We start from the raw sequence: 16,349 nt of genomic DNA on the forward strand, positions 1-16,349 counted from the left end.
TTCAAGTAACCATCTTCCTTTGTATAAAAGCTATTAAAGCATAAAGGTGGAGGATGCACCAAAGAGTTTTTCTAAAAACAAAAAGCTTGAAAGGAAGCATGCATGAAAAAAAATCGACCATCCCCTCCGACATCTCGTTCTAAAGAACAAGAACAAGAACAGGCAAGGACACCTTCACCGCAAGCAGAACCCCTCTATGCACAGGTAAATAAACCACCCAGAGAGCACCGTGCCCAATCATCAGAAGAAACTATCTATGCACCTCAAAACCCACCAGAAACTATCTATGCACCCCAAAAACCTCTAGGAAATCCCTATGACAGACTTGGTGGGAGGCCGAGGAATGGGCGACGTGCCGAGAAACTAGTAGACCCCTATGCAGTAACTGATGTACAGAATCTAGATAGGGGGGCAGACTTTCAAACCTTAGAAAATCCCCTCTATGAGGGAGTTGGCGGGGGTGCCCATGGTGGGCCACATCCTCAAGAACCAGAACATCTCTATGCAGAGCTTGAATTTGACACACAAAGTGGGCGCTCCCCCCAAAAACCTGTAGAATCTGTCTATGCAACAGTTGGCATGGGAGCAGAGGGTGGGCAAGACACTCAAACCTTAAAAAATCCCCTCTACGAAGGAGTTGGCTCAGGAAAGACAACACCCCCTCCGACACCCCATTCTACGGAAAAAGAACAAGAACAGGCAAGGGCACCTTCACCGCAAGCAGAACCCCTCTATGCACAGGTAAATAAACCACCCAGAGAGCACCGTGCCCAATCATCAGAAGAAACTATCTATGCACCTCAAAACCCACCAGAAACTATCTATGCACCCCAAAAACCTCTAGGAAATCCCTATGACAGACTTGGTGGGAGGCCGAGGAATGGGCGACGTGCCAAGAAACTAGTAGACCCCTATGCAGTAACTGATGTACAGAATCTAGATAGGGGGGCAGACTTTCAAACCTTAGAAAATCCCCTCTATGAGGGAGTTGGCGGGGGTGCCCATGGTGGGCCACATCCTCAAGAACCAGAACATCTCTATGCAGAGCTTGAATTTGACACACAAGGTGGGCGCTCCCCCCAAAAACCCGTAGAATCTGTCTATGCAACAGTTGGCATGGGAACAGAGGGTGGGCAAGACACTCAAACCTTAAAAAATCCCCTCTACGAAGGAGTTGGCCCAGGAAGGGCAACATCTCCTCCAAGATCCCCGAAAGATGAAGTTACTTCAAAGCTTTTAAAACACACAGACTTTCAACATGGTGTAAAAGAAGTCCAAGAGTGGTGTAAAATTGTTTATGGTAACCAGTATGCCTTGAATAAAAAACTCTGTAAGATTCTTGAGAATCCTAAAGCAGGAGACACAATTCTATGGGACCTTGCAGCAGATCCTGAAAGCGCTGGTAAACTTGCGGGTCAAAAAATACTTGGCATAAAAAGTCCAGACCGCAAACAAGCTGAAGAAGGTTTTGGCTCCCTTTGTGCTGCTTTTGAAAGACATGTAGCTATTACACAAAAGCTACACAAAGATTTTACCCTTGAGCAGGAAAAACAACGTGGACATGAGAGAGAGACAAGCCCAGAAAGGCAGGAACACAGACATCATCGTCGTCATCACTCACAAGAGAGAGAACAGGGTGCTTCAGAGCAGGAAGCACGACGCAGAAATAATCCCACAAATCAAAAAGGAATGGCCTTTGGTATGTAAGCGTGCATAAAAAATACAGATATTTTTGCCTTTCGTTGATTTCTTGGTGCAATTAAAATAAGATGATTTGCGCCAAGAAGTGTTATGAAATGTTACAAAAAAATCACTAAAAAAGCTTCGGAGATTTTATATAACTTATTGATAAAATTTCACAAAAAAACTGTATAAAAGACATAAATGTCGATTATCTGGATAGCAAATAGCGGAGGATCTTTGGAAGTCATTCAAGTAGCTATCCTCCTTTGTATAAAAGCTCTTAAAGCTTAAAGGTGGAGAGTGCACCAAAGAGGTTTTCTAAAAACAAAAGGCTTGAAAGGAAGCATGCATGAAAAGAAATCAACCACCCCCTCCGACAACTCATTCCACAGAAAAACAAAGAGAACCCTATGGACAATCTGCGATAAGAGCACCTTCACCGCAACCAGAACCTTTATACGCAACGGTGAACAAAAGACCACCGCGCGCAAAAGACAGAGAACTAAACAAACCACTAAGCCAACAGGAAGAAGTCGTATACGCAGCGCTTGATTTTGAAAATAGATCACATCATCCAAGAGAGAGATACCCGGAAAGGAATCTAGAAAGCGAAACTATATATACGACAGTTTCTTCTCAAAGCACAACACAAGCAGAAATACTCTACGCAGATGTCACTCACACACCCTTGCACAGCAAACACACGAGGAGAGATCCGGCAAGCGAAACTTTATACGCAGAAGTTGCTATGCAAAGCACAATACCATCTCTAACAAGAGAGGAAATTGCAGATAGGATGCAACACAATCCATTGGTCCAAGCGTATCAACAAGAAGTGATGCATTGGTGCAAAATTGTTTATGGAAATTCAGATGTTTTGAAGGAGAAAATGCAGGAGGTACTCCAGAAACCGTCTGAGGGAGAAGATCTCTCACGACAAGTTGCAGAAAATCCGACGTCTGTTCATAAACTCGCAGGTCGCAACCTGTGTGGCTTGAAAACAAATGCGCGCAGACAAGCTGAAGAAGGTTTTATGCACCTGTGCCAAGCTCTTGATGGTTATACAAGTGCTGTAACACAAGCACAAGAAAATATTAAACATGTTCCACAGGCAGAAGCAAGACGCTATGGACAAGAGAGTGAACAAAGAGCCGAGAGGCTACAACAATCGCGTCATCCTGAAAGGGAGAGACAATCTCTCTCAAATCAAGAACTTCTTGGTATGGTGCAAGAGAATGCATCAATACAAAGATATCAAGCACAAGTTGAGCATTGGTGTAAAATTGTTTATGGCAATTCAAGTGTTTTGAAGGAAAAAATGGAAGGCATTCTCCAAGACCTATCTGAGGGAGAAGAGCTTTCATGGCAAGTTGCAGCATATCCTCAATCTGTTCATAAGCTTGCGGGGCATAATGTATGTGGCCTAAAAACAAGTGCACGCAGACATGCTGAATCAGGTCTTTCACATTTATGTGATGCCATTGATAACTATACCGATGCTGTTCGACAAATAAAAGAAAGTATTACGCGAGGACATCAGGCTCAGACGAGACAAAACCGCCAAGAACAATCTGTTGGAGTGAAGCAAGGATTGCACAAAGAAAAAGCCTTATCAAGTCCTAAACAGCATGGGCATCAAACCCATCATCAAGGTGCGGAAGCCTCTAAGCGAACACACCAACAATCACCGGAAGTTCCACCACGCAAAGTTGGAGGAGCAAAGGCAATAGCTTTCGCCATCTAAACGGCATCAACGCTCAGCGCGCATCAGCTTTGCTGTTTCATGAGATTGTTTGATCTAATCTCTTGGCTCTAGTCGTTTTAGAAGGATTGCGTCAAGAGTGTGTGTTTGATGTTGTGGTACATATTTCATCAAACACCCCGTCACTGAACCTGAATAACGCATCAAATTACAAAGACAAATATTGATTACACTCTGGGCAAAAAACGCAAAATCCTTTGGGGGCATTCAAATGTGTATCCTTCTTTGAAGAAAAAACTATCAAAATATAAAGGTGGAGAGCGCACCAAAGAGGTTTTCTAAGAACGAATAGTACAAAATCTTGAAAGGAAACATGCATGAAAAAAAACCAACCATCCTCTTCCACATCTCCCTCAGTGAAAGAATTAAAAAAGCGCTATGAACAAACTGCCGCAGAAGCCTCTACTCTACACCAACTCTCCGCAGGGAGTGCTCCAAAAGAAAAAAAACAGCCTTCCTCGAGGTTGGAAGAATTAAGAAAACGCTATGAACAAACTGCTTCCCTAACAGCTTCTCAAGAAGCTCTCTCTGCAAGGGGTTTTCCAAAAGAAAAAAGACAACCTCACACACAGCAAAGTCCTGAACAATTGCCAATACACCATGAACAGCAATTTGCTGTAACGCCGCAACAAAGTTCATCACAAACGCCTCTCTACGCAACACCTCTTCCACAACAACCAGTTCGCACGCCTCCACAAAGACCACCGCGCGCAAAAGACAAAGAGCTACACAAAACAGCCCCCCAAGACAGCACACCCCTATACGCGACACCTTCTCCACAACAATCAGTTCAGACACCTCCACAAAGACCACCGCGCGCAAAAGACAAGGAGCTACACAAAGCAGCCTCCCAAGACAGCACACCCCTATACGCGACACCTTCTCCCCACAAACAACAGCCCATGAGAGAAAGGGCGCAAAGCAACACATCAAGCCAAGACAGCGAACCTCTCTACGCAACACCTCTTCCACAAAGACACCAGCCCATGAGAGAAAGGGCGCAAAGCAACACATCAAACCAAGACAGCGAACCTCTCTACGCAACACCTCTTCCACAAAGACACCAGCCCGTGAGAAAAAGGACGCAAAGCAACACATCAAGCCAAGACAGCGAACCTCTCTACGCAACACCTCTTCCACAAAGACGCCAGCCCGTGAGAAAAAGGACGCAAAGCAACACATCAAGCCAAGACAACGAACCTCTCTACGCAACAGCTGCTCCATCACAATCACCACGCATGGAAGAGAAATCTGTAAACACAATGCAACGAAACTTATTGCTTGAAGCATATAAGGAAGAAATTAAATATTGGTGCGGAATTGTTTATGGCGATCGGCTTATTTTGCAGAAAAGAATAGAAGAGATTCAAGAAAACCCTGCTCTGGGAGAACAGCTGTCATGGGAGGTTTCAGAACATCCTAAGTCTATTTCTAAGCTTGCGGGTAAAAAAATGCTTGGTGTGAAAACGAAGGCACGCAGAAAAGCTGAAGAAAATTATCTAGCTTTGCGTGACACCATAAATAGTTATGTTTATACTTTAAAATATTCACAACAAAAACCTTTGCATGCTCCGCATACAGAACACACCCGCGATGAACAACAAACACACAGAACGCAAAGCGCTGAAAAGGAGAGAGCACCTCTCTCTAATCAGGAACTTGCCGACAGAATTCGAACAGAGCCATCGGTTCTATATAGCCAAACAGAAGTCCAATATTGGAGCAAAATTGTTTTTGGCAACCCTTATATTTTGCAGTACAGAATTGAAGACATTCAAAAAAATCCCGATATGGGAGAAGAATTTTCATGGCAAGTTGCAAACAATCCTAGTCTTTTTTCTCCGCTCGCAGGAAAGAGGATACTTGGCATAAAAAATGATGCGCGCAGACACGCAGAAGCAAGTCTTTCTTGCCTTTGTAGCGCCATTGAAGGTTACGCAGATGCTGTAAAACAAGCAAAAGAGGATATTGTACAAGAATATCAAGTACAACAAAGTCGCCAAGAACTTTCTACTGAACCGGCTAAACAGTTGCAAAAACAACAAACTTTATCCAAACCACATAAACTGCCTGAACACTCACCAACAGACGCGCATCAAGAAACTACTCAAACCTCCATGCAAACTGAGTGGGAGCGGCTTGGTGCTCGACCACGCACAGTGACAACACACAAAAAACACACACAAGAGAGCACTTTGCCTACTTCTCATGCAGAGCAAAAAACAACGAGAGAGCAAACAACTGAAAATCAGCAAAAATCCCTTACACCTGAAAAAGAAAAAACACCTCTCTCACATAAAGAAATTGCAAGCAGAGTTCAAAACGATCTCTCTGTTCAACGTGCTCAAATAGAAATCTACAATTGGTGTAATATTGTTTATAATAACCCACTTGTTTTGCAACATACCACTGAAGATATCAAAAAAATTCCCATGCTAGGAGAAGAACTCTCATGGCAAGTTGCAAACTTTTCTACAATATTTGCTCCGCTTGCTGGCAAGCAAGTGCTTGGCATAAAAAATAACGCACGTAAACATGCTGAAGAAGCTATTCCCTCCCTATGCACTGCCATTGATCATTACACAGAGATTGTAAAACAAGTAAGAGAGGACATTGTAAAAAACCATCAGGAACAATCTCCAAAGAAAGATAAAAACGTGAAACGACAGCAAAGCTTATCGAAACCTCCTAAATTACCTGAGCGCTCAACAGAAATCCCACGTCATCAGGCTTTGGAAGCCTCTAGGCAAGCACAACAAAAACCGTCGAACGTTCGATCAAGCGAAGCTGAGAAAACACAAAAAATGGTGCTGGCACTCTAAAGATGCATCAGCTTTCATCTGACCTTTCGGTACTTATCACTTTATAAAAAGTCCCCAAGCAGTATTGGGCAGTATTACGGAAAATCTATAACACCCCCTCCCCGTCATGTGCCCTTACTATATAAAAATTACAAATACAAATAGTGATTATGATCCATGAAAAAAAACTTTTGAAATTATTCAAATGGACATTCTCTCTGAAAGGAAAAACTCTCAAAACATAAAAGTGGAGAATACACCAAAGAGGTTTTCTAAAAGCAAATTAAAATCTCGAAAGGAGACACACATGAAAAAAAAACAACCAGCCCCTTCAACACCTTCATCCGCAAGCGTTACTCAGATGGCGTCTCTATCGAATGAGGAAATTTTCAACAGAGTTCAAAGAGATCCATTGGTTCAATCTTGTGAAGAAGAAATCCAATATTGGTGCAAAATTGTTTTTGGCAACGCTTATGTTTTGCAGTACAGAATTGAAGACATGCAAAAAATTCCTGAGATAGGAGAAGAACTTTCATGGCAAATTTCAGAAAATCCTCACTTTTTTCATAAGCTTGCAGGCAGTCAAACCCTTGGCATAAAAAACAGTGCACGCAAAGAAGCTGAAGCAGGTATCTCTTCCCTGTGTAACGCCATTGAAACATATGCAGATACGGTAAAACAGGTAAGAAAAAGCATTGTACAAGCCCATCAAGCACAACAAAACCGCCAAGAACTTTCCTCTGAACCTTCTCAAGACTTGCAAAAACAGCAAAGCTTATCGAAACCTCCTAAACTACCTGAACACTCACCAGAAGACAGACATCAAGAATCTACTGAAAGCTCTATGCAAGCTAAATGGAACCGGCTTGGTGCTCGACCACGCACAGTGCCTCTCAGTCAAAAAACGCAAAAACAGCAAGAACAACTTGGTCTGCATCAACCTATTATGGAAGGTGATGGCAAAGAGGCTGCAAAAGTCAGCATGTCAGCAATTAAAGCAACGAAAGTTACAACAAAGTCCGAAGCATTGAAAGCAGTAGAACAGCTAATTCAACCCCCAAAAGTTGAAACCGCAAAAGTAGTTTCAGTGCCTCTCGCTCAAGAAGCGCAAAAAACACTTATTGAAAAGGAAACAATTCCATCTCTTACCAACGAAGAAGTTGCTTCAAAGATTCGAGAAAGTGAAGTCGTTAAAAGCAGCATGCAAAAAATTAAAACTTTGTGTGGTGTTGTTTATGGCAATCCCCATATTTTGGAAGGTAAAATGCCGAAGATGGGAATTCCAGTGACAAATAGAAATGTCGAGGAGTTAGAAAAGTTCGCGCGCCAAGTTGGAAGCTTTCCCTCCTCTTTTGGTCGGGTTGCCGGCTTCAGTTTTTTGGGGATAAAAAGTGGAGCACGTGCCCATGCTGAAGAGAATTTTTTGCCCTTAAGCCATGCTATTGTTAGTTACACACATAATGTAAAACAAGCAGAAAAAGACATTCTAGAAGCCCATTCTGGGAAACAAGAACGCTATGCACAGTCGGTAGAAACACCCAGTGAAGAAATACAAAATCTATTTTCTCTCACTCAAGAAGCGCAAAAAATGCTTATTGAAAAAGAAATAATTCCACCTCTTAGTTACGTGGACGTTGCTTCAAAGATTCGAGAAAGTGAAGTCGTTAAAAGCAGCAAGCAAAAAATTGAAACTTTGTGTAGTGTTGTTTATGGCAATCCCCGTATTTTGGAAGACAAAATGCCGAAGATGGGAATTCCAGTGACAAATAAGAATGTCGAGGAGTTAGAAAAGTTCGCGCGTCAAGTTGGAAACTTTCCATCCTCTTGTGGTAAGATCGTTGGCTTCAATTTTTTGGGGATAAAAAGTGAAGCACGTGCCCATGCTGAAGAGAATTTTTTGCCCTTAAGCCATGCTATTTTTAGTTACGCACATAGTGTAAAACAAGCAGAAAAGGATATTCTAGAAGCCTATTTTAAGGAACAAGAACGCTGTGCACAGTCGGTAGAAACACCCAGTGAAGAGATAACAAATCTATTTTCTTTCACTCAAGAACAACAGAAAGAAATTTTATCAAACTCTCCTAAACTAAGAACACAGGTAAAGGCTTATTCTCAAAAACTCCATAACCGTCTCTCACCAAGTGATCTTCAGGCTATAAGTGAAAGATCTCATACAAAACTTGCTGAAAGTCTTGGCACATCAGTAAATCAAGCAGAAGAAATTGCACAAATCCTCACACAAACAAAAGACGTTGTCCAGATTCTTCAACAGCAGGAAAAACTTGGTCTGTATCAATCTATCATGAAAGGTGATGGCAAAGAGACTGCAAAAGTCAGCATGTCAGCAATTAAGGCAACGGAAGTTACAACAAAGTTCGAAGCATCCAAAGCAGTAGAACAGGCAGTTCGACCGCCAAAAGTTGAAACCGCAAAAGTAGTTTCAGTATCTTTCACTCAAGAAACGCAAAAAATGCTTATTGAAAAAGAAATAATTCCACCTCTTAGTTACGTGGACGTTGCTTCAAAGATTCGAGAAAGTGAAGTCGTTAAAAGCAGCATGCAAAAAATTAAAACTTTGTGTAGTGTTGTTTATGGCAATCCCGATATTTTGGAAGGCAAAATGCCGAAGATGGGAATTCCAGTGACAAATAAGAATGTCGAGGAGTTAGAAAAGTTCGCGCGCCAGGTTGGAAACTTTCCATCCTCTTGTGGTAAGATCGTTGGCTTCAGTTTTTTGGGGATAAAAAGTGAAGCACGTGCCCATGCTGAAGAGAATTTTTTGCCCTTAAGCCATGCTATTTTTAGTTACGCACATAGTGTAAAACAAGCAGAAAAGGATATTCTAGAAGCCTATTTTAAGGAACAAGAACGCTGTGCACAGTCGGTAGAAACACCCAGTGAAGAGATAACAAATCTATTTTCTCTCACTCAAGAACAACAGAAAGAAGTTTTATTAACCTCTCCTGAACTGAGAACACAGGTAAAGGCTTATTCTCAAAAACTCTATGACCGTCTCTCACCAAGTGATCTTCAGGCTATAAGTGAAAGATCTCATACAAAACTTGCTGAAAGTCTTGGCACATCAGTAAATCAAGCAGAAAAAATTGCACAAATCCTCACACAAACAAAAGACGTTGTCCAGATTCTTCAACAGCAGGAAAAACTTGGTCTGTATCAATCTATCATGAAAAGTGATGGCAGAGAGACTGCAAAAGTCAACATGTCAGCAATTAAAGCAACGCAAATGACAAAAAAGATCACATCATTAAAAGCAGTAGAACAGATAGTTCGACCGCCAAAAGTTGAAACTGCAAAAGTAGTTTCTATGAGTAGATAAGCATACCTGAAACTGTGTTTATATGGTCCCTTTGTGCGATTGTTTTGTGTAGATTGTCGAAGAGATGTTGTTTAATCATAAAAATTGACATTTCTCTTTTAAGTAAAGCTATAAAAATAACGTAAAGGTGGAGAGTGCACAAAAGAAGCTTTCAAAAACAAATATTGCTATTGAGAAAGCTTGAAAGGAAATATCTATGAAAAAAACCAAACGAACCATTCTTTATTTCTTATAGCAAAAGAATCGATACAAACCCGCCAAGAAATTGATGTAAAAACTCATGAAAAAATAAATTCAGCATCAAAGAATTTCTGTTATTCTAAGAGTAAAGTACTCAAAAATAAGCATGGGATCAAAGAGGCAAGCGCTTTAAAGAAACAATGTATCTATGATGTAAAAAAGCAATGGCCAGACTGCGCTGAAAACCACTACCAGAACAGTTTAATTTTGCATCCCTAAAACATATGCATCACAGCCTCTTTAAAAATAGGTTTGAATGGGCTGGACAGACTCGTAACCTCTCCTTTACATTTGCAAATGGTAGTACTACCTTTACACAAGTCATAAAAGAAAAAGAATTGACAAAACCTTTTACCGCCGGAAGAGAAGTCCAAAGAAAACTAAACAAATTAAATAAAATGCTTGTAGAAAAGAATAATTTAAAAGATTTAACCCGCCAAGCATCTGTTTAAAATGACCCTGAAATGGTTACACAGCTAAACTATACACTCCCTTTCAGAGCAAACCAATAAAGCACATAACAAATGTTCTTTCAAAATTTAGGCAAGGTGCAATCCAAAAGCGAGACTTTTCTCAATGCTGACAAACTCATTTCACGCCAATACCTTTGAATAGTATAAAGATAAAGCGATTGAGCACCACAATTTTTACACTTATGAAGGAGCAAGGAGGTACCCTTATTCTCTTTGCCAGCTCAAAATGTTGCGACAGCCCTTGTATTGAGACAATTCATTAAAAGGCATTTTCACCTCTTTTCTTTAAGTGTTTTTACCCAATACGCTAGCCCCACTTACGATAGCCAAAGAAATAGTTTTTTTAATTCAACATAAACAAGTTTGCAATGAGAGAACCTTACGATATTCAGGTTTCTCATTCAACACGCAAAACGGTGATTTATTTCTATAAATCAATATCTTACAATTTATTAGTGGCACATTGAAGCGTTTTAGATCATTTATGAATACTCTTCGAAACTATATTTCTATTTTAGAAGAGTTGAAGGATAAAAAGAACAAGTTTGGCGTTCTCTTTTCGCTGCTGTTCCTTTTAACCACTGCCATAGAAGTGTGCAAACTAATCCTCTTCAGCAACAGAGCAAAAAGCTCCCATCCCTCGCTTATCCGAAAAAAATGAAACAAGGCACAAACATGATAAGCTTGCATGAAATATACACTTGCTTTGGACTATCCTCATTAAACGTGGTTATTGGAAATACGACACACAACTGATAAAACGAACGATAAGCCAGCTTCCGCAATTCCCTGTGCCTTTTTTCTCTTTATCGCACTATTCTATCTCTTCAGCTTAAGAAAAAAGAATATTGATTGTTTTAGCGAAGCAAGACAAAATATAAGAAAGCAATAATAAATACAGCTTAAAGAGCATAAAAGCCCTCTTGTTGATAGAAGGATAAACACCATCGTACAACGCTTTAAAAATGTGGTATTATATTGGCACGCTAATCAAATTTTTACAATCTAAAATGATTTTATTGATTTTTTCATTCCCTCTCTTTTATGACAAACCAGATATATTTTTATGATCCTGATTAAAAAATTTGCAACCGTTGCTTCTGGAACCCTGATGAGCCGTATTTTTGGCTTTGTTCGTGAAATGCTAATGGCAGCAGCCCTTGGAACTGGTCCTGTTTCCGATGCCTTTAACGCTGCTTTTCGTTTTCCTAACACATTCCGTCGTTTTTTTGCTGAAGGAGCCTTTAATGCGGCTTTCGTTCCTCTTTTTGCAAAAAGAATCACTGAAGATGGTCAAGAAACTGCATGCAAATTCGCAGAAGAGGTATTTGGCGTTCTCTTCTCACTGCTGCTCCTTTTAACCATCGCCATGGAATTAAGCATGCCTTTTTTGGTACGAACCATTATCGCTCCAGGTTTTGCAGAGGATGCCACAAAATTTAACGCTACGATTCATTTTACAGCAATCATGTTCCCCTATTTAACTTGTATGTCTTTAGCAGCTATGATGGGAGGAATGCTCAATGCCTTGCGACGCTATTTTATCGCAGCCATTGCTCCCCTCTTTTTAAATATTATTTTGATTAGCGTGCTCGCCTATGCTTGGATCTATCAGCTTGACACTTGGCATATCGGCTTAAATCTTTCTTGGGGAGTCTTGGCCGCAGGGCTTCTCCAACTCACCTTGATTGCGGCTGCACTACGTCAAAGTGGAATGAAAATTTTCCTCCGCCGTCCCCGTTTCAGCTCCAATGTTCGCAAACTTTTAACGTTAGCATTCCCTGCTGCTATTACAGGAGGGATTACACAAATCAATTTGTTAATTAATACCAATATTGCCTCTAGTCAATCAGGTGCCGTATCCTCTTTGATGTATGCCGATCGCCTTTATCAATTGCCCTTAGGAGTGATAGCAATTGCTATTGCGACCGTTCTTTTACCAGAATTAACAAGAGCCCTTCGCAGCAAAAATCACAAAGAAACTCATAATTTACAAAACCGCTCTATTGAATTAACTCTGTTATTAACGCTCCCCGCATCTGTGGCATTTTTAATACTCTCCACCCCCATTGTTAGTTTACTTTTTGAACGTGGGCAATTTACCAGTTTGTCAACACACTATGTTGCCCAACTGCTTAAACTTTATGGGCTAGGACTTCCCGCTTTTGTCCTAATAAAGATCTTTATTCCTAATTTCTTTGCCCATGAAGATACAAAAACACCGATGATTATCACAGGCATTTGCGTTTTCATCAATATCAGCCTAGCCTTAATATTATTTCCAATTTTGTCAGCACGGGGCATTGTCATTGCTGAAATTACCTCTGGATGGATGAATGCACTGTTGCTTTGGACTATTCTCATTCAACGTGGCTATTGGAAATACGACATACAACTGATAAAACGAATAACATGTTTGATTATCACCACTCTTTTAAATACTATAGCCCTTTATTACGTCTTTGATGTGATTGACTTTTTGTCTTTCCCTTTATCCTCACAAGCATCGTTTTTCTTGCGTGCTTCCACCTTGGCAGGGATAATGGTTGCCATACTCTTGGTACACTGTTTCGCCTATTTTTTACTGGACACCCGTTCCTTTTTCCTCACCCTCAAAAACTTTAAAAAACGCCTATAAATATTTTGTCTTGCTTTCAGCAAGAGGCTTTGTCAAAAAAACATAAAACAAATAACTTTACTAAAGAAAGAACACTCCTATGGACACCTTCACACCACTTGTCTTTTCCGGAGTACAACCGAGTGGTCACTTACATCTTGGCAATTATCTTGGAGCCATCAAGCATTGGGTTGAACTGCAAACGTCCTATAATTGTCTGTACTGCGTTGTTGATATGCATGCCCTCACCGTTAATCCGGATCCACTTGCCTTGCGTGAATCTACCAGAGCAGTTACAGCAGCCTTTTTAGCTGCTGGTATTGATCCAAAAAAACACATTATTTTTAATCAATCTCAAGTTTTTCAACATGCCGAACTCGCATGGATTCTAAATTGTATCGCCCGTATTGGTTGGCTCCAGCGCATGACACAATTTAAAGATAAAGCAGGAAAAGATCGTGAAAAAGCATCCCTTGGACTTTTTGCTTATCCAAGTCTGATGGCTGCCGATATTTTACTCTATCGTGCCACACATGTTCCAGTGGGCGAAGATCAAAAACAGCATGTTGAACTCACCCGTGATATTGCTCAAAAATTCAATAATGATTATGCACAGCGTATTGTAGATTTAAACTTTTCTGTTACAATGCAAATGGGTGAGGAAAAAAAACAAGTTTTTTTCCCTCTTCCAAAGGCGCTGATAGGGGATACAGCTATGCGCGTTATGTCGTTGCGCGATGGCACAAAAAAAATGTCGAAATCGGATCCTTCCGATTTTTCGCGCATTAATCTAACAGATGATGCTGATCTTATCGCAAAAAAAATACGCAAAGCAAAAACGGACTCCGCCCCTCTTCCCGACACGCTTGCAGCCTTAGAAGAACGGCCAGAAATCGATAACCTGCTTGGTATTTATGCTGCCTTTGCACAAATAAGCAAAGAAAAAGCTCTTTCAGAGTTTTCCGGACAACAATTTTCGCTTTTTAAAACAACCTTAGCTGACCTTGCTGTCGAGAAGCTTGCACCAATCACCCAAGAACTCCGTCGACTTCATCAAGAAAGTAGTTATATTGACTCTGTTTTGCACGATGGTGCACAACGTGCCAGTGCATTAGCAGAAAAAAATATGAAAAAAGTCCGTGAAATTGTTGGATTTTTGCACAATATATGAACCAATTAAGCTGAAGCTGTAAGGGTAAAGAATTTGTCTGCAAAAAATAGAGAAAACCTCAGGATTTCTAAGCAAAACAAAGCGAAAACAAATCACAAGCGGAAAATTTTAGTCATTATCGATGAGACACCAGAATGTCGGCGCGCTGTCGCCTTTGCTGCACAGCATGCCCAAAATACTAAAAAAACATTGGTACTACTCTGTATTGTTGATAGTGTAGAATTTCAACATTTTTTGGGCGTCAACAATGTTATGCGAACAGAAGCAATACAAACTGCCCATAAAGTTTTAGGAGAAATTGCCAGTGATGTACGCACTACGCATTCCCTTGAAACGCAAATAACTGTGCGTGAAGGCAAAAAAATTGATGAGATTGCCAAACTGATTGACGAAGATAAGCAAATTGCACTTATTGTTTTAGCTGCCAGTGAACATACAGAAGGACCCGGACCGCTTGTGCAATTAATTGGCAATCGGGGAACAGCTTTTTCAATCCCTGTTATCGTTATTCCAAGTAATCTCGCTGATGAAGATATTGAATCCATTGCCTAAAATAGTGTATTCTTCATTCAAGAAGCGCCCTGATCCATCCCATAAAAGGAGAGTCTATGTTTATTCAAACTGAAACCACACCAAACCCTGCAACACTGAAATTTCTGCCAGGTTGTGTGGTACTTTCCGAAGGTGTGTTAGAATTTCGTGACAGTGAAGAAGCTGCTAAAAATTCCCCTTTAGCAGCCAAACTGTTTAATATTCCAAATGTCAATGGTGTTTTTTTTGGCTATGATTTTATTACCGTGAGCAAAAAAGAGGGAGAGTGGCAACATCTCAAACCAGCCATTTTAGGTACTATTATGGAACATTTTCTGTCTGGTGATCCGGTTATCAATACCAATGCCACAAGACAAGCACAAACGCACGCCCTTAACGAAGAATTTTATAACGAAAAAGACGCCGATATCGTCTTAACAATTAAGGAACTCCTTGAAACACGTATTCGCCCAGCCGTTGCCAATGATGGTGGAGATATTACTTTTCGCGGATTTGAAAACGGTATTGTCTACCTCAATATGCGCGGTGCTTGCGCCGGATGTCCCTCTTCAACCGCAACGCTAAAACATGGTATTGAAAATCTTTTACGCCATTTTATTCCAGAAGTTGTAGGTGTTGAAGCCATGCCTCAATAAACAAATGAGATCTGATAAAAGAGTGCTTAAAAGCACAAACGCCATAGCGGCCTTAGCTGGCTTACTGTCGAAGTACAAAACACCACAGTATTGAACATGATTGCTACGAATAAGTCAGTCTCCGATAAATCTCATCACTCCTATACAACACTAGAGACGATCTCTTTAAAGAGAATGAAAAGTAAATTATTTCCTAAAATAAGCCCCTCAACTGTGTACCTACATTTTACCAAACAAGCGATGTTTCAAACATTGTAACCAATTAAACTTTTTTCACGAATTCCGACTTTAAGCCAATTTGGCCCATTCCAGGGATTTTGCAATCAATATTATGATCTCCATCCACAAGGCGAATATTTTTCACCTTCGTACCACTCTTAAGAACGGATGCAGCACCTTTAACTTTAAGGTCTTTGACCACAATAACATTATCTCCGTTTGCCAAAATCTGGCCATTGGCATCAACGATATTGGAAGCAGAAGTATCTTCGTCCTTTTGTGGCCACTCATGTGCACACTCAGGACAAACAAAATTTTCACCCTCTTCATAAGTATAAAGGCCGCCACAATGAGGACATTTGGGGTATTGGTTCATACATTCTCTCTTTTGTTTAAGCAAAATCATTCCTCTAAGCTTTCATAGAGTAAGAAGTGCTTACTGTCCATTGCTAAAGCAAAACAGCTAGCAAATACAGCATTTTACCCTAGAACTCTGAAGAATGAAACATACCACAATAAATGAGAACAAAATTTACAAAATACCGCGACAAAACATTCTCAAAAAAAAATGCTTTCCATAAAAATACTTAGTTTGAGCAAAAAAGAAAAAGCATAAGAGAAACACAACACCTGATAGCACAATAACGATACATCTTTGAGACACATAAAAACAAGCTCTACGAACAGTTTCAGCTTTTGATGCCAGATAGGAATGAGCGTATTAGGTCTCTCTATTTGTGTAATTGTCTGAAATGGGTATACAGCCTAAGTTGGGAAGAATATAAAGCCGTAAAGGTAAAAACCAGCTTCCATCTTTACACTCTCCTTTTAATTTGGCTTTACAACTTTCAAAAACACC

General features: G+C 40.4%; 10 protein-coding genes. 9 read left to right on the forward strand and 1 reads right to left on the reverse strand.

Translation table 11 applies throughout. From position 1 onward, the window contains the following. The first annotated feature begins 102 nt into the window (after positions 1–102). From bepD to AYT27_RS06895, 9 genes are all read left to right on the forward strand, one after another. A complete protein-coding gene (gene bepD / locus AYT27_RS08835; protein ID WP_011181142.1) occupies positions 103–1,707 on the forward strand; it encodes a T4SS effector BepD in 1,605 nt (534 codons plus the stop codon). 325 nt (positions 1,708–2,032) lie between these two features. After that, on the forward strand, positions 2,033–3,427 hold the full coding sequence (bepE, locus tag AYT27_RS06850; RefSeq protein ID WP_011181143.1) for a T4SS effector BepE: 1,395 nt from the start codon (positions 2,033–2,035) through the stop codon (positions 3,425–3,427). A 335-nt stretch (positions 3,428–3,762) separates the two neighbouring features. Beyond that, complete coding sequence (gene bepF, locus AYT27_RS06855; protein WP_011181144.1) at positions 3,763–6,267, forward strand: T4SS effector BepF; 2,505 nt, start codon at positions 3,763–3,765, stop codon at positions 6,265–6,267. Between the two features lie 184 nt (positions 6,268–6,451). Then, a complete protein-coding gene (gene bepG / locus AYT27_RS06860; RefSeq protein WP_011181145.1) occupies positions 6,452–9,583 on the forward strand; it encodes a T4SS effector BepG in 3,132 nt (1,043 codons plus the stop codon). Between the two features lie 180 nt (positions 9,584–9,763). Continuing rightward, on the forward strand, positions 9,764–10,042 hold the full coding sequence (locus AYT27_RS06865) for a hypothetical protein (RefSeq protein WP_034448099.1): 279 nt from the start codon (positions 9,764–9,766) through the stop codon (positions 10,040–10,042). 1,320 nt (positions 10,043–11,362) lie between these two features. Beyond that, positions 11,363–12,934, forward strand: coding sequence for a murein biosynthesis integral membrane protein MurJ (gene murJ, locus AYT27_RS06880; RefSeq protein WP_011181146.1), 1,572 nt, complete (start codon positions 11,363–11,365; stop codon positions 12,932–12,934). A 79-nt stretch (positions 12,935–13,013) separates the two neighbouring features. After that, the gene (gene trpS / locus AYT27_RS06885) at positions 13,014–14,084 is read left to right on the forward strand and encodes a tryptophan--tRNA ligase (protein ID WP_011181147.1); all 1,071 of its coding nucleotides are present in this window, start codon (positions 13,014–13,016) and stop codon (positions 14,082–14,084) included. 63 nt (positions 14,085–14,147) lie between these two features. Continuing rightward, a complete protein-coding gene (locus AYT27_RS06890) occupies positions 14,148–14,636 on the forward strand; it encodes a universal stress protein (protein WP_034448192.1) in 489 nt (162 codons plus the stop codon). A 56-nt stretch (positions 14,637–14,692) separates the two neighbouring features. Further along, a complete protein-coding gene (locus AYT27_RS06895; protein ID WP_011181149.1) occupies positions 14,693–15,271 on the forward strand; it encodes a NifU family protein in 579 nt (192 codons plus the stop codon). A 262-nt stretch (positions 15,272–15,533) separates the two neighbouring features. Here the strand turns inward: AYT27_RS06895 and AYT27_RS06900 are convergent, their stop codons facing one another. Further along, positions 15,534–15,866, reverse strand: coding sequence for a zinc ribbon domain-containing protein YjdM (locus AYT27_RS06900; protein ID WP_011181150.1), 333 nt, complete (start codon positions 15,864–15,866; stop codon positions 15,534–15,536). Positions 15,867–16,349 lie beyond the last annotated feature (483 nt).

The organism is Bartonella henselae str. Houston-1, assembly GCF_000046705.1.
Taxonomy (GTDB): domain Bacteria; phylum Pseudomonadota; class Alphaproteobacteria; order Rhizobiales; family Rhizobiaceae; genus Bartonella; species Bartonella henselae.